20 protein-coding genes and 1 pseudogene are annotated in these 25,033 nt (G+C 69.6%); 13 read left to right on the top strand and 8 right to left on the bottom strand.

The genetic code is table 11. The annotated features are described in order from the left end of the window. Positions 1-8: 8 nt before the first annotated feature. Positions 9-1,166 carry a M23 family metallopeptidase gene (locus ACYVGD_RS11635; protein ID WP_460743809.1) on the bottom strand — a complete coding sequence of 386 codons (1,158 nt, stop codon included), beginning with the start codon at positions 1,164-1,166 and terminating at the stop codon, positions 9-11. A gap of 252 nt (positions 1,167-1,418) precedes the next feature. On the opposite strand from ACYVGD_RS11635, the gene gnd reads away from it, so the two are divergent. From gnd to gyrB, 6 genes and pseudogenes are all read left to right on the top strand, one after another. After that, positions 1,419-2,354, top strand: a complete 936-nt coding sequence (gnd, locus tag ACYVGD_RS11630; RefSeq protein ID WP_460743808.1) for a phosphogluconate dehydrogenase (NAD(+)-dependent, decarboxylating) — start codon at positions 1,419-1,421, stop codon at positions 2,352-2,354. A 194-nt stretch (positions 2,355-2,548) separates the two neighbouring features. Beyond that, a complete protein-coding gene (locus ACYVGD_RS11625) occupies positions 2,549-4,714 on the top strand; it encodes a PhoX family protein (RefSeq protein WP_460743807.1) in 2,166 nt (721 codons plus the stop codon). Between the two features lie 61 nt (positions 4,715-4,775). Continuing rightward, the gene (locus ACYVGD_RS11620) at positions 4,776-5,672 is read left to right on the top strand and encodes a hypothetical protein (protein ID WP_460743806.1); all 897 of its coding nucleotides are present in this window, start codon (positions 4,776-4,778) and stop codon (positions 5,670-5,672) included. 61 nt (positions 5,673-5,733) lie between these two features. Beyond that, positions 5,734-7,002, top strand: coding sequence for a DNA replication/repair protein RecF (gene recF / locus ACYVGD_RS11615; RefSeq protein ID WP_460743805.1), 1,269 nt, complete (start codon positions 5,734-5,736; stop codon positions 7,000-7,002). Continuing rightward, on the top strand, positions 6,995-7,612 hold the full coding sequence (locus tag ACYVGD_RS11610; RefSeq protein WP_460743804.1) for a DciA family protein: 618 nt from the start codon (positions 6,995-6,997) through the stop codon (positions 7,610-7,612). The genes recF and ACYVGD_RS11610 overlap by 8 nt, the downstream gene beginning before the upstream one ends. Positions 7,613-7,818: 206 nt before the next feature. Then, a pseudogene (gene gyrB, locus ACYVGD_RS11605) lies at positions 7,819-9,762 on the top strand (DNA topoisomerase (ATP-hydrolyzing) subunit B); the annotation flags it as partial. 18 nt (positions 9,763-9,780) lie between these two features. Here the strand turns inward: gyrB and ACYVGD_RS11600 are convergent. Together ACYVGD_RS11600 and nagB are read right to left on the bottom strand one after the other, a co-directional pair. Beyond that, entirely contained in the window at positions 9,781-10,896 is a 1,116-nt protein-coding gene (locus ACYVGD_RS11600) for an N-acetylglucosamine-6-phosphate deacetylase (RefSeq protein ID WP_460743803.1), read from the bottom strand. Beyond that, a complete protein-coding gene (nagB, locus tag ACYVGD_RS11595) occupies positions 10,893-11,678 on the bottom strand; it encodes a glucosamine-6-phosphate deaminase (RefSeq protein ID WP_460743802.1) in 786 nt (261 codons plus the stop codon). Before nagB ends, ACYVGD_RS11600 begins: the two co-directional genes overlap by 4 nt. Before the next feature lie 67 nt (positions 11,679-11,745). Between nagB and ACYVGD_RS11590 the strand changes: the two genes are divergently transcribed. Further along, entirely contained in the window at positions 11,746-12,654 is a 909-nt protein-coding gene (locus ACYVGD_RS11590) for an ROK family protein (RefSeq protein ID WP_460743801.1), read from the top strand. Here the strand turns inward: ACYVGD_RS11590 and ACYVGD_RS11585 are convergent. Beyond that, a complete protein-coding gene (locus ACYVGD_RS11585) occupies positions 12,631-13,380 on the bottom strand; it encodes a FadR/GntR family transcriptional regulator (RefSeq protein ID WP_460743800.1) in 750 nt (249 codons plus the stop codon). The two genes, ACYVGD_RS11590 and ACYVGD_RS11585, sit on opposite strands and share 24 nt — an antisense overlap. Before the next feature lie 86 nt (positions 13,381-13,466). Here ACYVGD_RS11585 and ACYVGD_RS11580 point away from each other — a divergent pair, with 86 nt between their 5' ends. The 6 genes from ACYVGD_RS11580 (at position 13,467) to ACYVGD_RS11555 (ending at position 20,543) form a co-directional block, all read left to right on the top strand. Then, a complete protein-coding gene (locus ACYVGD_RS11580; RefSeq protein WP_460743799.1) occupies positions 13,467-15,095 on the top strand; it encodes an ABC transporter substrate-binding protein in 1,629 nt (542 codons plus the stop codon). Positions 15,096-15,150: 55 nt separating this feature from the next. Then, positions 15,151-16,116, top strand: a complete 966-nt coding sequence (locus ACYVGD_RS11575) for an ABC transporter permease (RefSeq protein ID WP_460743798.1) — start codon at positions 15,151-15,153, stop codon at positions 16,114-16,116. Next, positions 16,116-18,077: a dipeptide/oligopeptide/nickel ABC transporter permease/ATP-binding protein gene (locus ACYVGD_RS11570; RefSeq protein WP_460743797.1), complete on the top strand. Its 1,962-nt coding sequence runs from the start codon at positions 16,116-16,118 to the stop codon at positions 18,075-18,077. Before ACYVGD_RS11575 ends, ACYVGD_RS11570 begins: the two co-directional genes overlap by 1 nt. Further along, positions 18,074-18,898: an ATP-binding cassette domain-containing protein gene (locus tag ACYVGD_RS11565; protein WP_460743796.1), complete on the top strand. Its 825-nt coding sequence runs from the start codon at positions 18,074-18,076 to the stop codon at positions 18,896-18,898. The genes ACYVGD_RS11570 and ACYVGD_RS11565 overlap by 4 nt, the downstream gene beginning before the upstream one ends. A gap of 62 nt (positions 18,899-18,960) precedes the next feature. After that, the gene (locus ACYVGD_RS11560; protein ID WP_460743795.1) at positions 18,961-19,872 is read left to right on the top strand and encodes a dihydrodipicolinate synthase family protein; all 912 of its coding nucleotides are present in this window, start codon (positions 18,961-18,963) and stop codon (positions 19,870-19,872) included. Then, the gene (locus tag ACYVGD_RS11555; RefSeq protein ID WP_460743794.1) at positions 19,869-20,543 is read left to right on the top strand and encodes an N-acetylmannosamine-6-phosphate 2-epimerase; all 675 of its coding nucleotides are present in this window, start codon (positions 19,869-19,871) and stop codon (positions 20,541-20,543) included. The genes ACYVGD_RS11560 and ACYVGD_RS11555 overlap by 4 nt, the downstream gene beginning before the upstream one ends. Positions 20,544-20,583: 40 nt before the next feature. Here ACYVGD_RS11555 and ACYVGD_RS11550 read toward each other — a convergent pair whose 3' ends face one another. The 4 genes from ACYVGD_RS11550 to drmB all read right to left on the bottom strand — a co-directional run bounded on the left by ACYVGD_RS11550 (position 20,584) and on the right by drmB (position 25,032). Then, positions 20,584-21,138: a hypothetical protein gene (locus ACYVGD_RS11550; RefSeq protein WP_460743793.1), complete on the bottom strand. Its 555-nt coding sequence runs from the start codon at positions 21,136-21,138 to the stop codon at positions 20,584-20,586. Next, a complete protein-coding gene (locus tag ACYVGD_RS11545; RefSeq protein WP_460743792.1) occupies positions 21,135-22,229 on the bottom strand; it encodes a helix-turn-helix domain-containing protein in 1,095 nt (364 codons plus the stop codon). The genes ACYVGD_RS11550 and ACYVGD_RS11545 overlap by 4 nt, the downstream gene beginning before the upstream one ends. 65 nt (positions 22,230-22,294) lie before the next feature. After that, a complete protein-coding gene (gene drmC / locus ACYVGD_RS11540) occupies positions 22,295-23,029 on the bottom strand; it encodes a DISARM system phospholipase D-like protein DrmC (RefSeq protein ID WP_460743791.1) in 735 nt (244 codons plus the stop codon). Next, on the bottom strand, positions 23,026-25,032 hold the full coding sequence (gene drmB / locus ACYVGD_RS11535) for a DrmB family protein (RefSeq protein ID WP_460743790.1): 2,007 nt from the start codon (positions 25,030-25,032) through the stop codon (positions 23,026-23,028). Before drmB ends, drmC begins: the two co-directional genes overlap by 4 nt. Position 25,033: the final 1 nt, after the last annotated feature.

Raw genomic sequence — 25,033 nt, 5'->3', positions numbered from 1 at the left:
TCGGTGGGTCAGCAGCCGGTCTTGGCGAGGCCGCCCTTGGAGTCCTTGCCGCCGTAGCCACCCTGCTCGTCACGGGCGGGCTGAACCTCCGACGCCGGGGCCGTGTCGGCCGGTGGGACCTTGTTGCCCGACTGGGTCAAGCCCGTCTCCTGGTCGACGACGGGGTCGGCGTCGCGCGGAGAGGCGTCGGCGACCGGCTCCTTCGGCTGGTTCGGCTCCTCGATCTGCGGGTTGGTGTCTGACAGGTCAGGAAGGTCGTCGGCCTCCGGCTCCGCGGCCGGACGCTGGGTCTCGGTGGGCTCGACCGTGGGCTCCGCGGTCTGCGTCGCCGTGGTCGGGGTGGCCGTGGTCGGGGTGGCCGTGGTCGGGATGGCGGTGGCCCTCGGCGTGGCTGGGGTGGCGGTCGTGGTCGGGTTCGTGGTTGACGACTTCGCGTCGGGCGAGGTCTTCGGGGTCGCGGTCGCCGTGGTCTTCTTTTTGGGCGTCGCAGCCTTCGTCGCTGCTGTGGCGGTGGCCTTCGGGGTGGCGGTCGTCCTGGTCTTCGGCGTTGCCCTGGCCGTGGTCTTCGGCGTTGCCTTGGCAGTCGCCTTGGGCCTCGTCGGCGTCGCCTTCTTCGGGCAGTTCTGCGACGTGATGTAGCCGCTCGGGTAGGGGAACTTCTTGCCGTGGAAGACCGCGGGACGGATGCCGCCGGGCCAGCTGCGGTTGGCGCGCACCTCGAAGTGCAGGTGGGGGCCCATGTTGGCGTACTTGGCCGTCGTCGCGCCCGACTTGCCAATGCGCTGGCCCTGGGTGACCTTCTGGTTCACCTTCACGTTGATGGCGTCGAGGTGGGCGTAGTAGGTGCGCCAACCGCCGGAGTGCTCGATGACGACGAGCTTGCCGTAGCCGCCGGTTCTCTGGAACGAGGCGATGCGTACGGTGCCGGCCGCCGAGGCGTGGATCGGGACGCCGACGGGAGTCCAGAAGTCGATCTCCCAGGGCGTCTTGTGGGCGCCCGAACTCGTGCCGCCACCCTGCTTGTAGCCGCACGCGAACGGCGCCTCGAACTTCGGCGCGGCCGCGGCGAGGGCGAAGGGGGTGCCGATGCCGCAGGTGACGGCGACGAGGGCGAGGGCGAGGAACGCGCGGGTCGCGCGGGACAGGGACGAGAGGCGCTTCAGCATGGGGGGCTCCTGCCGGGGGGTGTGTACTCCGTCGAAACTAGGGGGATCGTCGGCCACCCGACACCCCGCGGCCCTTGGAAGATTCCCCCCTTGCCGGGGTCGCCCGCTCCCTCGGGAAAAGAGGAGTGGGGCTCGTCCCCCGGCGAGCCCCACCCGCGTACTTGGTCGCGCGGGGCGCCAGTCCGGTTCCGACGACCTGCCACTAGGGTTCTGGGCACAACGACGCGTACGCGACACCGAGGGAGCACCACCATGCAGATGGGCCTTGTTGGACTGGGCAAGATGGGCGGCAACATGCTGGCGCGGCTGGAGGCGGCCGGTCACGACATCATCGGTTTCGACACCAACCCGGAGGTCTCCGAGGTCGAGAGCCTGCAGGCGATGGTCGACGCGCTGCACGACTCCCCGAAGGTGGTGTGGGTGATGGTCCCGGACAAGTTCGTCGACGGGGTCATCGCCGAGCTCGCGGGGCTGCTCGGGGAGGGTGACGTCATCATCGACGGCGGCAACTCCAAGTGGACCCACGACGGGCCGCGCGCCGAGCGCCTGGCCGCCTCGGGCATCGACTACCTCGACTGCGGCGTATCCGGCGGCGTGTGGGGCATCAAGAACGGGTACGCCCTGATGGTGGGCGGCAAGCCCGAGGTCGTCGCCCACGTGCAGCCGATCTTCGACTCGCTCAAGCCCGCCGGTGACTTCGGCTTCGTCCACGCGGGTGGCCACGGTGCGGGCCACTTCGCGAAGATGGTCCACAACGGCATCGAGTACGCGATCATGCAGGCGTATGCCGAGGGCTGGGAGCTCCTCGAGGCCGCCGGCCACGTCACCTCGGTGCGTGAGACGTTCAACTCGTGGCGCGAGGGGTCGGTCATCAAGTCGTGGCTGCTCGACCTTGCCGTCAACGCGCTCAACGAGGACGAGCACCTCGACCAGCTCAAGGGATACGCGGAGGACTCCGGCGAGGGCCGTTGGACCGTCGAGGCGGCTCTCGACCTGGCGGTGCCGGTGCCGACGATCACCGATGCGCTGTTCGCGCGCTTCGTGTCGCGTCAGGAGGACTCGCCGGCGATGAAGATGATCGCCGCGATGCGCAACCAGTTCGGTGGCCACGCGGTGCGTGGCATCGAGTCGATGCCCGGTGAGAAGCCCGCCGCGCCGGCCGACGGCGACCAGTCCGGCAAGGTCTGATCGCCGCACGGCGAACCACCGATCCACCACCCCCACGCAGGGGCCCCGCGAAGCGATTTCCGCGAGGCCCCTGTGTCGTAAACCCAAGCAGGCAAAGAGTTGGTCCTCTGTTCACCTCAGCGACCAGAGAACAGTCCCGGTGGCCCTTAGGTTCTCATAGGCAACTGTCCGTCCCCCGTCGAGAAGGATCCCTCATGGAGAACCGTCGCAACCTGCTGACGCTGCTCACGCCGGCCATCGGCCGCCAGCAGCTCACGTGCCAGATGCGCTGCGCCGACCAGTGCAGCCAGCCGGTCCCCAACGAGACCGACAACGAATACCTCGGAGACGTGATCACCGGTGCGATCTCCCGCCGCTCGCTTCTCCAGGCCACCGTGGTCGTCGGCGGCGTCGCGGCTGCCGGTGCGGGCGCGACGGCCTTCGTGAAGGCCCCCGAGGCCGCGGCGATCCCGTTCGTCGGCAGCCCGCAGGGCATGGGTTGGAACGCCATCGCGCCGTCGACCGCCGACACGGTCGTCGTCCCCGAGGGCTTCGACCAGGACGTCGTGATCCGCTGGGGCGACCCGATCTTCCCGCGTACGCCGCAGTTCGACCCGATGAACCAGACAGCCGCGTCCCAGCAGCGCCAGTGGGGCTACAACAACGACTACCTCGGCTTCCTGCCGACCGACGACCCGAACGTCCTGCTCATGGTCGCCAACCACGAATACACCGACGAATACATCATGTTCCCGGGCTACGACCCGGAGAACCCCACCCGCGAGCAGGTGGAGATCGGCTGGGCCGCCCACGGCCTGTCGGTCGTCGGCGTACGCAAGGTCCCCGGCACGGGCAACGTCGAGCCCATCATCGACCACCCGCTGAACCGCCGCTTCCACACCCTCAGCGAGTTCGAGCTGACCGGCCCGGTCGCCGGCCATCCGCTGGTGCGCACCGCGGCCGACGCCTCGGGTCGCCGCGTCTACGGCACGCTCAACAACTGCTCCGGAGGTCTCACGCCCTGGGGCACCTGGTTGACCGCCGAGGAGAACTTCAACCAGTACTTCGGCAACGCCGACAAGGTCACCGATGCCACCACGGCCGCCCGCCTGAAGCGCTACGGAATCACGTCGGTCGCCTCCGAGCGCAAGTGGGAGCGCTTCGACCGCCGCTTCGACCTCGCCCAGGAGCCCAACGAGGCCAACCGCTTCGGCTGGATCGTCGAGATCGATCCCTTCGACCCCCACTCGACGCCGAAGAAGCGCACCGCGCTGGGCCGCTTCAAGCACGAGGCCGCGAACATCTCCGTGGCCGCCGACGGCCGCGTGGCCGCCTACATGGGTGACGACGAGAAGTTCGACTACTTCTACAAGTTCGTCTCGGCCGAGAAGATGCAGACCAACGGCACGCGTCGCGCCCGTGTACGCGCCAACTCCGACCTGCTCGACAACGGCACGCTCTACGTGGCGAAGTTCTCGGGCAACTCGGGCCCGATGGACGGCTCCGGAGCCCTGCCCGCCGACGGAAAGTTCGACGGCACCGGCCAGTGGATCAAGCTCGCCTCGGGCAACACGTCCTACGTCGAGGGCATGACCGCCGCCGAGGTCTACCTGTTCACGCGCCAGGCCGCCGACAAGGTGGGCGCCACGAAGATGGACCGCCCCGAGGACGCCCAGCCGTCGCCGACGACCGGCAAGGTCTACATCGCCCTCACCAACAACTCCGACCGCGGCAAGACCGGCAAGGCTGGAGCTGACGAGGCCAACCCGCGCAACCTCAACAAGCACGGACACGTGCTCGAGCTCATCGAGACCAACAACGACGCCGCGGCCGAGACGTTCTCGTGGAACCTGTTCCTCGTCGCGGGCGACCCCAACGACTCAGCCACCTACTTCGGCGGCTTCGACAAGTCGCAGGTCTCGCCGATCTCCTGCCCCGACAACGTCACGTTCGACGAGCACGGCAACCTGTGGATCTCGACCGACGGCTCCCAGCTCGGCGCCCACGACGGCATGTTCGCTGCCGTGGCCGAGGGCCCCCAGCGCGGTCTGCTCAAGCAGTTCCTGTCGGTGCCGACCGGCGCCGAGTGCTGCGGCCCGTGGGTCGACTCCGAGCGCGTCGCCGCCGCGATCCAGCACCCGGGCGAGGTCGACGGTGCGACGTTCGAGTCGCAGCGCTCCCACTGGCCCGACGGTGGCACGTCGGTCCCGCGTCCGTCGGTCGTCGTCGCCTGGCCGCGCGCGGCCGCGGTGACGCCGCCGCCGGCGACCGCCACGCCGTCGCAGCCCGCGTCGCCGGCCCCGTCGGAGCCCGCCGGTCCGACCCCGGCCCCCGTGCCGAAGGAGTCGTCGGGCGGCCTGGCCAAGACCGGTCAGGCGTAGGGGACGTCAACGTGTGACGGATTGCCGCACAGTCGCGGCAATCCGTCACGGCATCGCGCCCATGTACGCGCGTCACCGGACCAGCGACGAGCTGCTGCGGCGAGCCGACTTCCAGGCGGGAGTCCTGTCGCAGGAGCAGTGCCTGGCCGACGGGCTCACGCCGTCACTCGCTGGCCCGTCTGCTGCGGAGGGCTGGCAGCGCCTCGGCTCGGGCCTGTACCTCACGCGGCCCGGCGAGCCCTCGTTCGAGGCGTACGCGTGGGCCGGCGTCCTGCGGGCCGGTGAGCACGGCGCCCTGGGGTTCGAGGCCGCTGCGTACGCCCCGTGCACCGTCGACGTTTGGGTGCCCGGCGGCCGCCAGCTGTCGGCGTTCGGCCGCGTTCGGTTCCATAGGGACCAGCTCGGGCGTACGCCCGTGGGCCGTCCGGGTGGCACCGACCGGGCCGACACCGCGCTCGACCTGTGCGCACGCGCCGATCCCGACGGGATCGTGCGGTCGCTGGCGCTCGCCTCCCGGGGCGGGACCCGGCCGGAGGCGCTGCGTCGCGCGCTGGCCCAGCGTACGTGCCAGCCCCACCGGGGCGCTGATCGCCGACATGTTCGCCGAGGTCGTCGCCGGCGCCGAGTGTCCGCTCCAGCTGCGCTTCGCCCGCGACGTCCTGGCCGCGCACCGGCTTCCCGCCGGCCGGCGTCAGGTCGTGACGACCGCCGGCCGGGTCGACCTCGTGCTGGAGCCGAGCTCGACGGCCTGCTGGGCCACGCCGGCCGCGGCGAGTTCCGGGACGCGCGCCGCGACAACCGCCACGCGGAGTCGGGGCTGGTCACGCTGCGCTACGGATGGTCCGACACCGTGTCGCGCCCGTGCCAGGCGGCGGGGCAGGTCGGCCGGGTGCTGCGTACGCGGGGCTGGGCGGGCCGATCGGCCCCCTGCGGGCGACCCTCGTGCCGAACCGTGTGAGCGATTGCCGCGTACTCACGGCACAGACTCACGCGATCGCGACCACTAGGCTGGTGCCGCCATGTATGTCGACCACCTCTCCCTCGCCGACTACCGCAGCTATGAGCTCGCGGAGGTCCCGCTGACCGACGGGGTCACGATCTTCATCGGCGCCAACGGGCAGGGCAAGACCAACCTGGTCGAGGCGGTCGAATACCTGTCGACGCTGGGTTCCCACCGCGTGGCGTCGGAGGTGCCGCTGGTGCGGGCGGGGGCCGAGCGCGCGCTGGTGCGGGCGGGCGTACGCGCGGGACGCGACGACGACCGCCGCCTCGTCCTCGAGGTCGAGATCACGCCCGGCAAGGCGAACCGGGCCCGCCTGAACCGCTCACCGCTGCCGCGCGCCCGAGACGTGCTCGGCATCCTGCGAACCGTCGTCTTCTCGCCCGAGGACCTCGCCATCGTCAAGGGCGACCCGGCCGAGCGGCGCCACTTTCTCGACGCGCTGGTCATCAACCGCTGGCCGCGCATGGCCGGGGTCAAGAGCGATTACGACAAGGTCCTCAAGCAGCGCAACACCCTGCTGAAGTCGTTGGCGGGCAAGGGATCCCGCGTCCGCCCCGACGACCCGTACGCTTCAGCGACGCTCGACGTGTGGGACGAGCACATGTCCGTCGTCGGCGCAGAGCTGCTCGAGGCCAGGCTCGACACGCTCCGCGACCTGATGCCGCTGGCGTCGCAGGCGTACGCGGACATCGCGCCGACGAACAACGTCGCCACCGCCGACTACAGGACCCAGCTCGAGATCGGGGACACCTGGACCCGCGAGGGGCTGGCCGAGGCGCTGCGGGCGCGCATGCTGGAGCGCCGCGGCGACGAGCTGCAGCGCGGTGTCTCGCTCGTCGGCCCCCACCGCGACGACGTGACGCTCTTCCTGGGTGACCTCCCGGCCAAGGGGTACGCGTCCCACGGCGAGTCGTGGTCGTACGCGCTGGCGCTGAAGCTCGGCTCGTTCCACCTGCTGCGCGCCGACGGGATCGAGCCCGTGCTGGTGCTCGACGACGTGTTCGCCGAGCTCGACACCACCCGCCGCGAGCGGCTTGCCGCCAGCGTCGTCGAGGGTGAGCAGGTGCTCGTGACCGCCGCCGTGGGGGCTGACGTTCCCGAGATGCTGCAGGGCACCAGGTTCCGCGTCGTGCGTGGCTGGGTCGGCCCCGACGGAGAGGAACCGCCGGCCGATCTGCCGACCGTCCCGGTGCTCAGGACAGCCGACGAAGAACGGGACGGGGGGAGCGGGTCGGACGCGGACCGCTCTTCGAGCGAGGCTGAGGACGAGGAGCCCCATGACTGACCGCCCGCTCGACGACGAGCCGATCGACCCGGAGGCCGACGAGGCGTACGACCGATTCGACGAGGGCCCCGAAGGCGATCCGGCCGACCGAGCCTCCGAACTGGCGGCCGCCGCCGAGTCCCACGACCTGACCGGCCTCGACCTCGCCCGCCAGGTCGCGGCGTCGATCGGCGCCCAGTCGAAGGGCGTACGCCGCAAGAAGCCCCGCCGCCAGCGACCCACCGGCGAGCATCGCTCAGGCGCGCGTCCCGACGACCGCGACCCACAACTGCTGGGCGCGGCGTTCGAGCGCCTGATGTCGGAACGGGGCTGGTCGGCGCAGGTCAACGTCCACATGCTGCTCGGCAACTGGCCGCGGCTCGTCGGGCCCGTCAACGCCGATCACTCCCACCCCGAGGCGTTCGACGACGGCGTGCTGACGGTGCGGGCCGAGTCGACGACCTGGGCGACCCAGCTGCGGCTGTTCGCGCCCCAGCTGGTGGCGCTGCTGAACTCCGAACTCGGCGACGGGTCGGTGACAAAGGTCGTCGTGAAGGGCCCGGATGCGCCGTCGTGGAAGCACGGGCGGCGATCGGTACGCGGCCGCGGCCCGCGTGACACCTACGGCTGAGTGCCCGGCCCCGGAAGATCCGGCCTTTGTCGGTGTGACCGACTAGGATCGTGTCGCTGACACGAGAGGAACTCCCTGTGACCGAAACTCCCCAGAACCCCACGCCTGAGATGGACCCCGAGATCGTCGACCCCGGCATCTCGCCCGAGGCGTCCGAGGTGGTCGAGGAGAAGGCCGAGGCCCACAAGAAGCATCTGGTCGACGCCGGCGTCTACGACGCGTCCGCCATCACCGTGCTCGAGGGCCTCGACGCGGTCCGCAAGCGCCCGGGCATGTACATCGGCTCCACCGGCGAGCGCGGCCTCCACCACCTGGTGTGGGAGATCGTCGACAACGCGGTGGACGAGTCGTTGGCCGGCTACTGCGACGACATCGACGTACGCATCCTCGAGTCGGGCGCGATCCAGGTCACCGACAACGGCCGCGGCATCCCGGTGAAGATGCATCCGGCGAAGGGCATCCCGACGGTCACGCTGGTGCTCACCGAGCTCCACGCCGGCGGCAAGTTCGGCGACGGCGGCTACAAGGTCTCCGGCGGCCTGCACGGTGTCGGCGCCTCGGTCGTGAACGCGCTGTCCGACAAGCTGAGTGTCGAGGTGCGTCGTGACGGCCACGTCTGGAAACAGGACTTCGTTCTCGGCGTCCCCACCGGCGAGCTCGAGAAGGGTGAGGAGACCGACCAGACGGGAACGCGCATCACGTTCCACCCGAGCCCCGAGATCTTCGAGACGGTCGACTTCTCCTACGAGACGCTGTCGACGCGCTTCCGCGAGATGGCCTTCCTCAACAAGGGCCTCAAGATCACCGTCACCGACGAACGCCCCGACCACGTCGACGAGGACGGCAACCAGCACACGGCGACCTACAAATACGATCTGGGTCTCGTCGACTATGTGAACTACCTGGTGAAGGGCAAGGACGTCATCCACTCGACCGTCATCGACGTCGAGGCCGAGGACGACGACGCCGGCCTGTCCGCCGAGATCGCGATGCAGTGGACGACGTCCTACAACGAGTCGGTCCACACGTTCGCCAACACGATCAACACCCATGAGGGCGGTACGCACGAGGAGGGCTTCCGCGCCGCACTGACCAACACGGTCAACAAATGGGGCGAGACGTGGGCGCTCGTCCGCAAGCCCGAGGACCGCGTGAAGGGTGAGGACATCCGCGAGGGTCTGACCGCGATCATCTCGGTCAAGCTCGGCGAGCCCCAGTTCGAAGGCCAGACCAAGACGAAGCTCGGCAACACCGAGGCCCGCTCGTTCGTTCAGAAGGCCGTCAACGACAAGCTGTCCGACTGGTTCGAGCAGAACCCGGCCGAGGGCAAGGACATCGTCCGCAAGGCCCAGGCGGCCGCGTCGGCGCGCATCGCGGCTCGCAAGGCCCGCGACATGGCCCGCAACCGCAAGGGCCTGCTGTTCGGCGGCGGCCTGCCCGGCAAGCTGAAGGACTGCTCCTCGACCAACCCGGAGGAGTGCGAGGTCTTCATCGTCGAGGGCGACTCGGCCGGCGGCTCGGCATCGCAGGGCCGCGACCCGCGTACGCAGGCGATCCTCCCGATCCGCGGCAAGATCCTCAACGTCGAGAAGGCACGCATCGACAAGATCCTCCAGAACCAGGAGGTCGAGGCGATCATCAACGCGTTCGGCACGGGCGTCCACGACGAGTTCGACATCGACAAGCTGCGCTACCACAAGATCGTGCTGATGGCCGACGCCGACGTCGACGGCGCCCACATCCGTACGCTGCTGCTCACGCTGCTGTTCCGTTTCATGAAGCCGCTGATCGACGGTGGCTACGTCTATCTGGCCCAGCCGCCACTGTTCCGCCTGCGCTGGACCAACGCGCCCCACGAGCTGGCCTACACCGACGCCGAGCGCGACGCGCTGCGCGACAAGGGCCTGGCGGCCGGCAAGAAGCTGCCGAACGTCAACCCGATCCAGCGCTACAAGGGTCTGGGCGAGATGAACCACGACGACCTGTGGGAGACCACGATGGACCCCGAGGGCCGCGTGCTGCTGCAGGTGACGCTCGACGACGCCGCGCGCGCCGACGAGATGTTCTCGATCCTCATGGGTGAAGACGTCGAGCAGCGACGCAGCTTCATCCAGCGCAATGCGAAGGACGTACGCTTCCTCGACATCTGAGCCGCGCGGGCCGTCCCGTCAGGGGCGGCGGTCGCCGACCCACCGGCCGCGGGACATCACCGCGAGCAGGTCTCCGTCGGCGGAGACGAGGTTGAGGTCGGCCCGGCGTCCCGTGGCGAGCTCGCCGACGTCGTCGAGCCCGTGCAGCCGTGCGGGCGTGGTCGCGGCCATGGTCGCGGCGTCGGCGAGCCCGAGTCCGAGCTCGCGTACGCAGAAGGCGAACGCCCGATCCATGGTGAGCGTCGACCCGGCGAGGTTCCCACCGTCGTCGAGGCGGGCCACACCGTCGGTGACGGTCACCGCGAGGTTCCCGAGCATCGTCGGCCCGTCCGGCACGCCCGTGGCCGCGATGGCGTCGGTGACCAGCGCAACGCGGCTCGGCCCGGCCGTGGCCACCGCCAGGGCTACCACCTCGGGGCTGACATGGTGGCCGTCGCAGATCAGCTCGACGGTCACGCGCGGGTCGGTGAGCACCACCGGCACCGGACCGGGCTCGCGGTGATGGATCGCAGGCATCGCGTTGAACAGGTGGGTCACGACGCGTACGCCTGCCTCGATCGCCGCACGCGCGGTGGCGGCGTCGGCCTCGCAGTGGCCCAGCGCCACCGCCGTACCAGCGGCGGTGAACCGTTCGGTCGCGGCGATGCCGCCGGGGAGCTCGGGGGCCAGGGTGACCATCGCCGGGGGACCCGCCGCGACGAGCTGGTCGACCAGCGCGGGGTCGGGGTCGGCCAGCAGCCCGGCCTCGTGGGCGCCGCGGCGGGCGTGGGCGAGGCACGGGCCCTCCAGGTGGATGCCTGCGATGTCGCCGTCGGCGACGAAACGTGCCAGCACCGCCATCTGCTCGGCGAGCCTGTTCGCGTCGGCGGTGACGAGACTGGCGAACGTGGTGGTCGTGCCGTGGGCCAGGTGGAAGTCGCGGGCACGACGGATCTGGTCGGGGTCGGCGCTCGCGTAGTCGCCGCGGCCCCCACCGTGGACGTGGGTGTCGACGAAACCGGGGACCGCGACCCCGGCGACGGTCGGTGCGGCAGTGGTGGGGCGCAGCGCGACCAACCGGTCACCCTCGACCTCGACCTCGTGCGGCCCCGCCAGGGCGCCGTCGACGACGGCGTCCGCCACGACGAACCTCATCGGGGCTGCCACTCGGGTCGCCGCAGCTGGATGTCGCGGTAGTGCTCGATGCCGGCCAGCTGGCCCGCCGCCTCGTCGTCGATGACGACCGTCGCGTGCGGGTGGAGCTGGAGGACCGAGGCTGGGCACATGGCGCTGAGCGGACCCTCGATCATCGCCGCGACTGCGGTGGCCTTGTTGGCCCCGGTGGCGACGAGCAGGGCGCGACGCGACTCGCCGATGGTGCCGAGTCCCTGGGTGATGCAGTGGACCGGAACGTCGTCGGGCGAGTCGAAGTAGCGGGCGTTGTCGCGGCGCGTGCGGGCGGTCAGCGTCTTGACCCGCGTGCGCGATGTCATCGATGACGTGGGCTCGTTGAACGCGATGTGGCCGTTCGACCCGATGCCGAGGATCTGCACGTCGATGCCGCCCGCCTCGGCGATCGTGCGGTCGTATGCCGCTGCGGCCGCAGCGGGGTTGGCCGCCGCACCGTCGGGCACGTGGACCAGGTCGGGGTCCATGCCGAGTGGTTCGACCACGGTACGCCGGATCACCTCCCTGTAGGACTGCGGGTGGCCGGCGGGCAGCCCCACGTACTCGTCGAGCGCGAACGCCTGGCACCGCGCGAGGTCGAGGTCGCCGGCGCGGACGAGGGCGGCGAGGGCGGCGTACGTGGGCAGGGGCGAGGAGCCGGTCGCCAGGCCCAGGGTGGCACGACCGTCGGCCCGCGTGACGACGTCGGCGATGATCGAGGCGGCGTACGCGCCGACGGATTCCGCGTCGGCTCGTGTGATGATCTCCATGACTTCCTTTGAGAACAGACGTCTGATGTCTAGGATGGGCTCATCCTAGACCGAAGGGGCAGGGCGCATGCATTCCAGGGTGATCGGGCGTTCCAGGGTGATCGGGATCGACCTCGGCGGAACGAAGTGCAGCGGTGCCACCGTCGCCGCCGGCGGCGAGCTCGGCGAGGTCCACACCCGCCCGACGCGGGCGGCGGCCGGGCCGGCTGCGGTGCTGGATGCGGTCGCCGACGTCGTCGAGGCCTGTGCCGCCGCGGACCCCGCCGCCCGGTGGGACGTCGGGATCGGCAGCGCCGGGGTGATCGACCCGGCGAGGGGTGTGGTGGTCGACGCCACCGCGACCATGCCCGGGTGGACGGGGACGCGCATCGCCGACGGTGTGTACGAGCGACTGCGCACCCGCGGCTACGACCTCGGTGAGGTCCTGGTCATCAACGACGTGGACGCCCATGCCGCAGGCGAGGCCTGGGCGGGCGTGGCCCAGGGGCTGCCCACGGCACTGATGGTCGCGGTCGGCACCGGTGTGGGGGGTGCCTACGTGGTCGACGGCCGCCCCCTGTCGGGGCGGCGTGGCCACTGCGGCGAGATCGGCCGGATCCACGTGGCGGGCGGGCTGGTCGACGACCTGTTCTCCGGACCCGGCATCCACCGCGCCTACCAGTCCCATCCCGGCCGCAGCGACCGGGACTGCCCGGACACGCGGGCGGTGTTCGCCCTGACGGAGGTAGGAGACCCGGTCGCGCGCGAGGTCGTTGCGTACGCCGCCCGCGGTCTGGCCGGCGAGGTGGCACGGCTGGTTGTCGCCCTCGATCCGCACATGCTCGTGCTCGGTGGGGGTGTCGGGCTCAGCCGTGGGCTGTGGCGAGAGGTCTTCGATGCCCAGGTGGGGGCGGTGGCCGGCGACATGCCGATCGCCGCGGCCGCGCTCGGCCAGGGAGCGGGGATCCTGGGGTCAGCGCGCGGGTTGCTCGCCTGAGCCCTCCGACTCGCCCTGGTCCTCCTCGTCCTGGCGGTCCAGCACCCGCCGCAGCGGCAGGTAGTGGTCGGCGACGGCCGAGCGGTACGCGGCCACGTCGCCGGCCTGGGCGGCTCGCACCATCGCCCCGTGGGCGTGGGCCGTGGCGAGGATGTCGTCGGGGGTCGGCACGCCCATGTGCGGCAGGATCCGCGTGTGGATGTCCCACAGCGCGGTGACCATCTGGCCCACGAGCTGGTTGGGCACCTCTTCGAGCAGCAGTTGGTGGAACAGTCGGTCGGCGTCGGTGAAGTCCTTGCCCCGGGTGCTCAGGGCGACCATCTCGTCGACCAGCTCGTCCAGGCGCGGGTGCTCGCTGCCGGCCATGGCGGCGCACACGCTGCCAGCGAGCCCCGTATCGAGCGTCTCGCGGAACTCGACGACCTCGCGGAGCACGTCGCGGCCGCCGCGGTGCGACAACGACCCGCGGAAGACCAGCGCCTGCACGAAGGGCTCGAGGGACATCTGGCCGACGAAGGTGCCGTGGCCGTGGCGCACGTCGACGATGTCGAGGGCGGTGAGTGTACGCATGGCCTCACGCAGGCTGGAGCGGCTGACGCCGAGCCGATCGCAGAGCTCGCTCTCGGTGGGCAGCGGGTCGCCGGGGCGCAGGCCCTTGTCGAGCATCAGCTCGCGGAGGCGTACCTCGGTGAGACGAGCGGTGGACTCGCGACGATTGGTGGTCATTACTCCCTCCTTCTGTCGTGCCTATGCTAGCATCTGTTCATCAGACATCAGACGTCTGATCTAAAATCAGCGAAGGGGAGAATTCAATGACGAACGGGGTCCCGCTCGCCGGTAGCCGACGAGACTTCCTCCGGGCAACCGGAATCATCGCGGCCGCGGCCGCCATCGTGGGGCCGCTGTCGGCCTGTGGCGGGGGTGACAACCCCAACAAGCGAACCAGCGGCGGGCCCGCCACCCAGGGCGGCGCAGCCAACGACCAGGGCACGATCACCGCTGGCATCTCCTACGAGCTCGGCACCAACGGATATGACCCGATGACGACCACGGCCGCCCTCACGGTCGCGGTGAACTGGCATGTCATGGAGGGCCTGACGGAGATCATGCCGACCGGTGACCGTGAGACCTACCCGGCGCTGGCCTCCGCACTGCCCCAGAAGGTCGACGACACGACGTGGCGCGCCACTCTCCGCGACGGCGCCACCTTCCACGACGGCTCGAAGGTGACCGCCGACGACGTGGTCTTCAGCTTCGAGCGCGTGCTCGACAAGGCCAACAAGTCGCTGTACGCGTCGTTCATCCCGTTCCTGGACAAGGTGGTCAAGGTTGACGACAAGACCGTCGAGTTCAAGCTGAGCTACCCCTTCTCCCTGGTCCCCGAGCGCCTCGCCGTGGTCAAGATTGTCCCGAAGGCGGCCGTCACGGCCGATGCGAAGGGCTTCGACGCCAAGCCCGTCGGCACCGGCCCCTGGAAGCTCACCGACGGCGGTGCCGCCTCGAAGAGCATCAAGTTCGAGCGCTTCGACGGCTACACAGGCCCCCGAAAGGCCCGGGCCGCCAAGATGGAGTGGAAGATCCTCGCCGACGAGTCGACCCGAACCAACGCGCTCACGTCCGGCTCGGTACAGGCCATCGACTCGGTGCCCTACCTGTCGATCGACGCGATCAAGGGCCGCAACAAGGTGGAGTCGGTCACCGGGTTCAGCCTCCTGTTCGCCATGTTCAACTGTGGCGCGGCTCCTTTCAACGACGTACGCAACCGCCAGGGCGTGCTGTATGCGATCGACATGGAGAAGGTCATCAAGACGGCGTTCCTCGGCAACGCCGTGGCCGCGACCTCCTTCGTCCACCAGGAGCATCCGGCCTACAAGCGTGCCAAGAACGTCTACGCGTTCGACCAGGCGAAGGCCAAGCAGCTGTTCGGTGAGACCAGGCTGACGAAGGTCCGCCTGCTGTGCACCGACCACGGCTGGGTGAAGAAGGCCACGCCGATCATCAAGGAGTCTCTGGAGGCGGCCGGCCTGCAGGTCGAGTTCACCGAGAAGAAGTCCGCCGACGTCTACAACACCATCGACGGCAAGCCCGAGGCGTACGACATCGTCATCGCCCCCGGCGACCCCTCGGTGTTCGGCAACGACCCCGACCTGCTGCTGCGCTGGTGGTACGCGGGTGACACCTGGACCGACCAGCGCATGCACTGGAAGGGCCAGCCGTCCTACGTGAAGGTCCAGGAGCTCCTCGACCAGGCCTCCCGGGCCACCGGTGACGCGCAGAAGACGCTGTGGCAGGACATCTTCGACCTGGTCTCGGACGAGGTGCCGCTCTACCCGCTGTTCCACCGCAAGTCGCCGACGGCGTGGGACGACAAGGCGCTGGTCGGGTTCAAGCCCATCTCGCTGACGGGCCTGTCGTTCATCGACGTCGCCTCTACCAAGTGATCCTCCCGCCGGGCCGCGCTGCGCCGCGGCCCGGCGGCCACACCCAGGAGCCCCTGTGTCCACACTGATCCGACTGCTGGGACGCCGGTTGATCGCGCTTCCCGTGATGGTCCTCGGCGTCACGTTCCTCGTGTTCTTCGTGATGTCGTTCTCCCCGGCCGACCCCGCGCGGCTGGCACTCGGGGAGTCCGCGTCGCCGGAGGCGCTGGCCCAGTACCGCACCGAGCACGGGCTCGACCTGCCCCTGCTCACCCGCTACGCGACGTTCCTGGGGAACCTGGTGCGGGGCGACCTGGGCACGTCCAGCGGCAACGTACCGGTCACCGAGATGGTGGGACAGGCCTTCCCGATCACCCTGCAGCTCACGTTCGTCGGGTTGTTCCTGGCCGTGGTGATCGCGCTCGTGCTCGGCGTCGTCGCGGCCCTATACCGTGACCGGTGGCCCGACCAGCTGATCCGCGTGCTGTCGATCGCCTCGTTGGCGACCCCTTCGTTCTGGCTGGCCATCCTGCTCATCCAGGCGCTCGGCGACATCCCGGGCGGCCTGGGCCAGTTCCCGGCACTGGTGGCCACCTGGGTGCCCTTCTCCGAGAACCCGGCGGTGTGGGCCAACAACCTGTTCCTGCCTGCCTTCGCCCTCGCCGTGCCGGTCGCCGGCTCGCTCACTCGCGTGGTGCGTACGTCGATGGTCGAGGAGCTTGACCGCGACTACGTCCGCACCGCCATCGGCGGAGGCATCCCCAAGCATGTGGTGGTCGGCCGCAACGTGCTGCGCAACGCCCTCATCACGCCGATCACCGTCCTCGGGCTCCGCGTCGGCTACCTGATGGGCGGCGCGGTCATCATCGAGATCATCTTCAACATCCAGGCGATGGGCCAGCTCATCCTCGACGGCGTGACCCGCAACGACGTGTTCCTCGTCCAGGGCGTCACCCTCACCGTGGCGATCGCCTTCATCGTCGTCAACATCGTGGTCGACATGCTGTATGTGCTTGTCAACCCGAGGATCAGGAGCGTGTGATGCGCCGTCGACTCACTGAACGCCTGTCCGAGCCCGGCCTGCGGCTCGCTGCGCTTCCCCTCGGCTCGAAGATCGCTCTGGGCGTCCTCGCCCTGGTCGGGCTCATGGCGCTCGCCGCCCCGCTGGTCGCCCCGTACGACCCGCTGGCCAGCGGTACGCCGGTCCAGCCACCCAGCGCCGACCACTGGTTCGGCTCCGACGCCATCGGGCGCGACATCTTCTCCCGCGTCGCCTACGGCGCCCGCGCCTCGCTGACCATCGGCCTGCTGGCCACCGCGTTTGCGCTGGCCGTCGCACTCGTCCTCGGCTCGATCGCCGCGACTTCCAACAAGTGGGTCTCCGAGGTCCTGCTGCGTGCGCTCGACATCGTCATGTCGTTCCCCGGCATCGCCCTGGCGGCGGTCTTCGTGGCGGTGTGGGGCAGCTCGCTGCCCGTGCTCGTCGGCGCCATCGGGTTCCTGTACGTCCCCCAGCTGACCCGCGTGGTGCGCGCCAACGTGCTGTCCCAGTTCGGCGAGGACTACGTCGCCGCCAGCCGCGTCATGGGCGCGCGTACCTCGTGGATCCTCGCCAAGCACGTGGCCCGCAACTGCGTCGCCCCGATCCTGGTGTTCGCCACCGTGCTGGTGGCGGATGCGATCGTGTTCGAGGCCTCGCTGTCGTTCATCAACGCCGGCGTGAAGCCGCCCAACCCGTCGTGGGGCAACATCCTGGCCGACGGCAAGTCGCTGCTGCTGTCGGGCTACTGGTGGCCGACGTTCTTTCCCGGCCTGATGATCCTGGTCACGGTGCTCAGCCTCAACGTGCTGTCGGAGGGAATGACCGACGCCATGGTCAGCCCGCGGCTGCGTACGCGGGTCAGGCTCGACGACGCGCTCGAGGCGACGACCGCCGTGGAGGCCGTCGTGCCCGGCCCGCAGCCCAAGGTCTCGCTCGATGAAAGGCTCGCCGAGCTGCGCACCGTGGAGGCACGCCGCGACGACCGGCTCGTGCTGGCCGACGAGTCCGCCGCGCCGGTGCTGGAGGTCAAGAACCTGTCCATCGCCTTCCCCGAGGCCCACGGCGACGTCGACATCGTCGACGACGTGTCGTTCACCGTCCGCCCCGGCGAGACGATGGGGCTAGTCGGCGAGTCGGGCTGCGGCAAGTCGATCACATCGATGGCCGTCATGGGCCTGCTGCCGCCCACGGCCCGCCTGCGCGGTGAGATCCTGTTCGCCGGCAGCGACCTGCTGCAGCTGTCGCCGAAGGAGCACAACGCGCTGCGCGGCCACCAGATGTCGATGGTCTACCAGGACGCCCTCAGCTCGCTGAACCCGTCGATGCTCATCCGCTCCCAGCTCGCCCAGCTCACCAGCCGCGGGGGGACGCGCGGGGCCGAGGAGCTGCTCGAGCTCGTCGGGCTCGAGCCAGACCGCACGCTGAAGTCCTACCCGCACGAGCTGTCCGGCGGCCAGCGCCAGCGCGTCCTCATCGCCATGGCCCTGACCCGCGACTCGCGCCTGGTCATCGCCGACGAGCCCACCACGGCGCTCGACGTCACCGTGCAGAAGCAGGTCGTCGACCTCCTGCGCGACCTGCAGCAGCAGCTGGGCTTCGCGATGGTGTTCGTCTCCCACGACCTCGCCCTGGTCGCCCAGCTCGCCCACCGCATCACCGTCATGTACGCCGGCCAGGTCGTGGAGTCCGGGCGTACGCCGGACCTGCTCGGCGACCCGCGCCACGAATACACCCGCGGCCTGCTCGGGTCCGTCCTGTCGATCGAGGCCGGCTCGGACCGCCTCCACCAGGTGCCCGGCGTGGTGCCGTCGCCACGCGACTTCGTGCCCGGCGACCGGTTCTCGCCCCGCTCCAGCCATCCCGAGGTCGGCCGCGACCAGCGGGCGGTGATAGTGCCGGTCGCCGGCGCCGACGACCACCGGTATGCCACCCACCTCGACCATCAGGGGAGCCTGCGATGAAGTCCTCGGAAGCCCGTCCGGGCAACGACCAGCCGATCGTCGAGCTCGACCACGTGCACGTCGTCCACCACGGCCGCGGCGGGACGCTCCTGCGTGCGCAGAAGGTCCACGCGGTCAACGACGCCAGCATCTCGGTGGCGCCCGGGGAGACACTCGGCATCGTCGGTGAGTCGGGCTGTGGCAAGTCGACGCTTGCCCGCGTGATGGTCGGCCTGCAGCGGCCCACGTCCGGGACGGTGCGCTTCCGTGGGCGCCCGCTCGGCCATGACGGGCGCAGCCGCAAGGAGCTCGGGCGCGCGGTCTCGGTCGTGTTCCAGGATCCGGCGACGGCCCTGAACCCGCGCATGGTCGTCCGCGACGTCCTGCTCGATCCGCTGAAGGTCCACGGCATCGGTACCCCCGCCGAGCGCGAGAAGCGCGTCCACGAGCTGCTGGAGATGGTCGGCCTGCCGAAGTCGGCGCTGGATGTGCTGCCGCGGCAGATCTCGGGTGGCCAGCGCCAGCGCGTCGCCATCGCCCGTGCCCTGGCGCTCGACCCCGACCTGCTCGTCGCCGACGAGCCGACCTCCGCGCTCGACGTGTCCGTGCGCGCGCAGGTGCTGAACCTGCTCACCGACCTCAAGTCGTCGCTCGACCTGTCGATGGTCTTCATCAGCCATGACATCAACACCGTGCGCTACGTGTCCGACCGGATGGCCGTCATGTATTTCGGCCGAATCGTCGAGGTCGGCCCCGCAGAACAGCTGTTCACCGACCCGCAGGACGACTACACACGCACCCTGCTGGGCGCGGTGCCGAGCCTCCTGAACCCTGCTGGCTGACCGTCCGGTCGCCCGTTCCCGCCCCGATCACGCCGAGAAACCACGCTGAGAAAGAAGACGCCATGACCTTCGACCTGCACGGGATCGTGCCCCCGGTCGTCACCCCCCTCACCGCCGACGGTGCCGTCGACCACGCCGCGCTTGCCACCCACGTCGAGCGGCTCGTCGCCGCCGGCGTCCACGGCCTGTTCGCGCTGGGGTCCACCTCGGAGGTGGCGTACTTCACCGACGCGGACCGCGCGCGGATCATCGACACGACGCTGGCGGCGGTCGACGGCCGGGTGCCCGTCCTGGCCGGGTGCATCGACCTCACCGCGGCGCGGGTCGTCGACCAGGCCCGAAGCCTGTCAGGGCTGGGCCTCGCCGGCATCGTGTGCACCGGCCCGTTCTATGCCATCAACGACCTCCAGGAGATCGTCGACCACTTCCGCCGGATCCGCGACGGGGTCGACCTGCCGGTGTACGCGTACGACGTGCCTGTGCGCGTGCACTGCAAGCTGCCGGCGCCGCTGGTCGTCGAGCTGGGCCGCGAGGGAGTGATCGCAGGCCTCAAGGACTCGTCGGGCGACGACGTCGGCTTCCGCCGGATGATCCGCCTCAACGAGGCCGCGGGCCATCCGCTCAAGCTCTTCTCGGGCCACGAGGTCTTCTGCGACGGTGTGCTGCTGGCCGGTGCCGACGGCATCGTGCCGGGCCTGGCCAACGTCGACCCGGCCGGCTACGTGCGGCTGTGGGACGCGGCGTGCGCTGGTGACTGGGAGGCCGCCCGCGCCGAGCAGGAGAAGCTCAACGACCTGTTCGAGATCGTCTTCACCTCGGTCGGTCGCTCCGGCGACGCGGCCGGCGTCGGCGCGTTCAAGCAGGCCATGGTGGAGCTGGGGATGATCGCACGGGCCGAGATGGCCCACCCCGTGAAGACGTTGGACGAGCCTGCCCGCCAGGCGGTCAAGGGCATCGTGGCGGGCTGGCGATGAGCGTGCTCGACGCCGTACGCGGCGGCCTGGTCGTCTCCGTGCAGGCCTACCCGGGCGAGCCGATGCGTCACCCCGAGACGATGGCGCGCATCGCTCAGGCCTGCGTGGACGGCGGCGCGGTGGCGATCCGGGCGCAGGGGATCGACGACCTGCGAGCCATCCGCGCCGTGGTCGACGTGCCGCTGGTCGGGCTGTGGAAGGACGGCGACGAGGGCGTCTACATCACGCCGACCCTCGACCACGCCCGCGCCGTCGCCGACACCGGCTGCGAGGTCGTGGCCGTCGACGCGACCCGGCGCCCCCGCCCCGACGGGCGTAGGTTCGCCGACACGGTCGCGGGGCTGCGGGAGTCTCACCCCAATGTGCTCGTGATGGCCGACTGCGGCAGCGTCGACGACGCCCGCGCCGCGCAGGCTGCGGGGGCGGACATCCTCGGCACGACGCTGGCCGGCTATACCGGCGAGCGGCCGAAGACCGAGGGGCCCGACCTGGAGCTGCTCGCTGAGATGCTGGCCTTCGCCGAGCGCCCCGTCGTGGTGGAGGGGCGGCTGCACACCCCCGACGATGCCCGGCGCGCCATCGCCGCCGGCGCGTACGCCGTTTGCGTCGGGACCGCCATCACCCATCCGACGACGCTCACCCGCTGGTTCGCCGACGCGGTGCGGGCCTGACCGGTCGCCACGCGCGGCTTCGCCTCGGTCGTCGGTCGCTCTACGGTCGCTTGGCCGCGGTGCGCCATGGCCTATGCCACGGCCCATAGTCAGCATCCGTGCGTGGGGCATGCGCGGGCTCGAATCCGTGACGCTTGAGCAACCGCTCGCTGGCCCGGTTCTCCACATGGACCATGGCCACGAGGAGGACGTCCTCGGTTCCGGAGGGAATGATGTCGTCCAGCACCAGCAGTGCGTGGGCATACAGGTCATCGCCGACGTGGGGCGGCGTGGATCCACGCATGGGTTTCGCCACGGCCATCACTTCGAAGTTGACCGTCATGCGGGCCCCGCTGGACTTGATCCGGATATGGACGACTCCCCAGATCTCTTCCTCGGTGCCGAGATGGAGCAGCACCACGTCACCTGCCTGATATTGCTGCACCAGACATCGGACGTGGCGCTGTGCTTCCCATTCCCAGCGCATGGGGTGGGGGAGCCTGCGATTGTTCTTCAGACGCGGGGGATCGTCGGTGGTCGTGAAGGTCTGGAGCTGGCGGGTGTAGCCCCTCAGAGACTTCTTGTCTCGGATCACGGCCCACGGCGAAGCGGTCACGGTGCCTCCAACAGGTCGAACCACTCGTCGACATCGAGGTCGGAGGGACTGGGCGGCGCATTGTCCTCGGGCCACTGTTCCTCAAGCTCGTCCACGCCGACACCTCGCACCCAGGCGAGCAGCAGGGGATCTGCGAGACCGGCCTCGACGCGCTGGGCGAGTGCTGTGATCAACCGTGCGGGGAATCGGCGGCTGCTGGTCTGGCTCTCTCGCTGTTCGATGGGCTCGGAGAATGGCGCGTCGCTGAACGCTTCGAGGTGCCGACGCAGTACGGTCACGGTGCCTCGATTGAGGTTGGAGTCGACGACAGCGGAGGGTTGCAGCTGCAGCGTGTCCAAGCGCTTGCGCAGGGCCTCGGTGGACACGCCCTGCTTCCACAGGAACAGAGCGAGATCTCGCGAGCTCATGGTGTCCCATCGGGTGGCCCGCATGAGTCGCTCGGGAAGCAGGAACTCGGCGGCGAACTGGTTGGCCGGCCACTCCGTCGTCCGGTCCGGGCGATCTGTGCGGTGTCCCAGGGCGATGTGTCCCAGTTCGTGGACGAGGGACCAGTTGACCCTGAACCATTGGGGGATGGCCTTCAGCAGGATGACGGGGCGGAGGCCGATGTGCACGGAGTAGTCGGTGTGCAGGTTGGGATCTCGAATGACGTCGATGCCGAGTCCTGCCTGGATCCGTTCACCCAGCGTGGTGATGTCTCCAGCTGGGAGCAGGGCGCGCACGGTCGCGGGGTCTTCGGGAAGGTCAACCACTCCGGCACCCAGGTCGTCTCCGTCGGAAGCAGCCTCATAGACCTTGCGCACCATGGCGATGAAGTCCATGTCTGTCTGGGTGGAGTGCTGCTGACTGCCATCCCATCGGTGACGGGCGGCGAGGGTGACCTCGAAGGGGTCGCGTTCGCCGGTGATCAACCAATTCAGGTTCAGATCGAGCACGCGGGCGAGGTCTCCCAGTTCCAGTGCCGAGAAATGACGCTTGCCGTTGAGTGCCCGGGAGAAGGCGTCGGGGGTCATCTCCACCTGGCTGGCCAGCATCTGCTGGTTCATGCCGGCGGGAATGGAGTCACGGACGCGCTCTGCGATGCTGCTCATGGATCCAGACTACGCGAAATTGGGATAATCCCAATCTCTGGGTGTTCGAAGGCCTGCTGGGCGGGTCATCGCACCCGGTGCAGCACGCTGCCTTCCAGTCGGCGCATCTGGGCCTCGACGGTGCCCGTCAGGGCCGTGTCCTCCACCTCGAGACCCAATTCGACGTTGAATTCCTCCGCGCTGCGGGAGAAGTTGGCGCTGGTGACCACCAACACCCTGTGGTCGACGGCGATGAACTTGGCATGATTCGTCACGGGGTGCCCGTCGAAGGAGCCGGTCTGGAAGACCTTGGCCCCCGGCAACTGACGCGCAATGTCGCTCGCTGTGGGGGAGTCGCGCCACCCCGGCCTGCTGGCGGCCCTGGCATCCAGATAGACACGAACGTCCACGTACTCCCGCGCGCACACGGTGGCCAACGCCTCCCACAGCCCGGAGCTGCGCTGGAAGTTGAAGGTGGAGCAGGTCACGGACACCCGGGCCGTGAGCACCAGGTCCCGGATGGAGGTGGTGACGTCGCCGAAACCGGTGCCATAGCCGGGAGCCGTCCACACCGGTGAGGCAGCCGCCACCCGGGAAGATGCCCCTTGGATGGCCTTGAGCACTGCGACGGATCGCTCCACCTCCGCACCGGGCAGCACCCCGGCCTCTTCCAATGCGGCTCGAACCTGGGCACGTCGGGACGTGCCGATCACGCGCAGTGAGCTCCCCAGGCTCTGACCGTCGGCGTACAGCGCGGCAAGCTGACGGGCCTCGGTGCCCGTCAGCAGCCGCCCCAGGCACACCACGGCGTCCTCGGTCATGACGGTGCCTGAAAGAAGGCCAGGTTCTCGTCGTCACCACTCAGGGGAATGAGGAAGCGACGGTCCAGGAAGCGGTTGGCCTTCTCGCACGAGGTCTCCGACGCCATGCTGCAGCAGTGGCACGCGGCGCCGTGGAGGAAGTCCTCAGGCGGTTGCGGCGTGCGATGGGAGCAGATCGGGTCCGACGAGCACCGGGTTGCCTTCCTCAAGGCCGTGCGGACCAACTGCTCCAAGCGGTCCGGTTCACTGAGTTGCACGAGGCCGCCCAGGGTTCCGTCGCTGTCCGACGAGGTCGTCATCAGCAGGAGCCCAGCCGCCGGAGTTCGGTCACCGTCAGCCTGCCAGGCATAGAGGCGTTCGGAGATGGACGCGGCTCCGTATCCGGATGACAGGGCCATCTCCCGCAGCAGCACGTGGCTCAGCGTGTGCAGCAGCCAGTAACGGGGAGGCACGAAGCGTGAGTCGGCATCCATCTGGGTGGCCGTTTCGGACAGACGGTTCCGGAAGTTCTCGAAGTGCGCCTGGTTGTGGGCCGCCCACAGACCTGACCGCTCCACCCGGGCTTCCCACGCTGCGACCGCCTGCTCATCGAGCCTGAGGAAGATCCCCTCGCCGCGATTCTCCATGCCCACCACCCACTGCGGAGGTCGGGTCGTCAGCCCCACCGTGCGCGCATCGCCATCCAGGACGCGGTCCAGCTCGTCGATGCGTGTGAACCCGAGCAGCGCGGAGACCGAGCGCAACGAGTCGACGGCCAGCACTTGGGCGATCTCGGGGGGAAGGCCCGCGCCCAGCTCCCGGGTCCGCAGCTCAAGGCCACTGGCGGCGTCCGCCCGGTATCCCCCCACCGGTTGCTGCAGGTAGTCCCATTCGGGCAGCAGCAGCTCGACAGGAGACCAGTCGGGGCGTCGCGCCTCGAAGGCAGCGGCATCAGCCGGCGTCAGGGCTCGGTCCACCACCGAGCGCAACTGTGTGTCGTCCTGCGATGACAGGTCGATGCCTGCGGTCTGGCCGAAGAGCCGGATCAGGTCCAGGTTGTCGCGGTTGCCCTCCAGCTGTGGTCCCATCAGGTTCTTGAGCCGATCGGCCAGGTCCTGCTGGCGTTCACCCTGATTCATCGGGATGACGATCACCGACTCCTGGATGGGGAACCACAGGTTCGACGCACCGATAAGGAGCAGACTCAAGCCCGCATCGCATCCAGCTGCGGCAAAGGAATCCAGATGAGGGTGGCGCCCGCGACACCGTGGCAGCTTGGCCCGCCCTGCGGCTCCCTGCGCCTCGTTCATGGGGCGCCTGCTCTCGCACGAGGCGCACTCGATGATGGCCGAGGCGCCCCGGCCAGCGGTGCTTTCTGCCATCTTCAGATGGGGCACATCCGTGCACGAGGTGCCGTGGTGCACCCACTCTGCGTACGGGAACTCGTCCAGGTGACCAGCGGTGCAGGCCAGCAGGTAGCGCGCCGGCACGGTGGGCGCCCAGCGGCTGGCGCCGCGTCCTTTGCGGCCGGGACAGTTCTGATGGGCGAACGAGGCCTTGTCCGGACGATAGGGATTGGTGTTGCGGTAGGTGAACACCGACAGCGGCGCCAGACGATCGCAGCCGGTGCAGCGCAACCACTGCGGGAAGACGATGGCCGGTACACCCAGCCGACGTCCCTCGTCGGAGAAGGGACTCGAATCGGTCAGCACAGGAAAGCGCCGGATCTCCTGCACCTGTGCTCCCAGCCGTACGCGCACGGCGTCCAGCAGTTTCGGTGCATGCATGCCCCAGCTGGTGCCGACACCGCGTTGGTAGACCCGTTCCCATTCGCCGGTGCCGCTGGCCATGATCGTGAAGTGGGGGAGCTCCATGATGGCGCCCGGCCCGTACGTGTACATCAGGGACGAGGGTCGGCTGGAGCCCACCTTGGCGTAGTTGCGCCGGGCATTGCGTGCGTCGAGTCGGTCTGCGTCGCCCAGCGGGTCGTTGGGCACGTCACCCCGGATGATGTCGTCGCTCATC

The organism is Mariniluteicoccus endophyticus (genome assembly GCF_054780035.1).
This window is presented reverse-complemented; position numbering and strand designations above follow the sequence as displayed.

Coding starts and splice junctions, on each gene's coding strand:
- ACYVGD_RS11585 (WP_460743800.1), bottom strand. CDS start 13,380: ATGACCACCAATCGTCGCGAGTCCACCGCTCGTCTCACCGAGGTACGC.
- nagB (WP_460743802.1), bottom strand. CDS start 11,678: ATGGAGATCATCACACGAGCCGACGCGGAATCCGTCGGCGCGTACGCC.
- ACYVGD_RS11600 (WP_460743803.1), bottom strand. CDS start 10,896: ATGAGGTTCGTCGTGGCGGACGCCGTCGTCGACGGCGCCCTGGCGGGG.
- ACYVGD_RS11580 (WP_460743799.1), top strand. CDS start 13,467: ATGACGAACGGGGTCCCGCTCGCCGGTAGCCGACGAGACTTCCTCCGG.
- ACYVGD_RS11625 (WP_460743807.1), top strand. CDS start 2,549: ATGGAGAACCGTCGCAACCTGCTGACGCTGCTCACGCCGGCCATCGGC.
- ACYVGD_RS11545 (WP_460743792.1), bottom strand. CDS start 22,229: ATGAGCAGCATCGCAGAGCGCGTCCGTGACTCCATTCCCGCCGGCATG.
- ACYVGD_RS11570 (WP_460743797.1), top strand. CDS start 16,116: ATGCGCCGTCGACTCACTGAACGCCTGTCCGAGCCCGGCCTGCGGCTC.
- ACYVGD_RS11620 (WP_460743806.1), top strand. CDS start 4,776: ATGTACGCGCGTCACCGGACCAGCGACGAGCTGCTGCGGCGAGCCGAC.
- drmB (WP_460743790.1), bottom strand. CDS start 25,032: ATGAGCGACGACATCATCCGGGGTGACGTGCCCAACGACCCGCTGGGC.
- drmC (WP_460743791.1), bottom strand. CDS start 23,029: ATGACCGAGGACGCCGTGGTGTGCCTGGGGCGGCTGCTGACGGGCACC.
- ACYVGD_RS11555 (WP_460743794.1), top strand. CDS start 19,869: ATGAGCGTGCTCGACGCCGTACGCGGCGGCCTGGTCGTCTCCGTGCAG.
- ACYVGD_RS11560 (WP_460743795.1), top strand. CDS start 18,961: ATGACCTTCGACCTGCACGGGATCGTGCCCCCGGTCGTCACCCCCCTC.
- recF (WP_460743805.1), top strand. CDS start 5,734: ATGTATGTCGACCACCTCTCCCTCGCCGACTACCGCAGCTATGAGCTC.
- ACYVGD_RS11610 (WP_460743804.1), top strand. CDS start 6,995: ATGACTGACCGCCCGCTCGACGACGAGCCGATCGACCCGGAGGCCGAC.
- ACYVGD_RS11590 (WP_460743801.1), top strand. CDS start 11,746: ATGCATTCCAGGGTGATCGGGCGTTCCAGGGTGATCGGGATCGACCTC.
- ACYVGD_RS11565 (WP_460743796.1), top strand. CDS start 18,074: ATGAAGTCCTCGGAAGCCCGTCCGGGCAACGACCAGCCGATCGTCGAG.
- gnd (WP_460743808.1), top strand. CDS start 1,419: ATGCAGATGGGCCTTGTTGGACTGGGCAAGATGGGCGGCAACATGCTG.
- ACYVGD_RS11635 (WP_460743809.1), bottom strand. CDS start 1,166: ATGCTGAAGCGCCTCTCGTCCCTGTCCCGCGCGACCCGCGCGTTCCTC.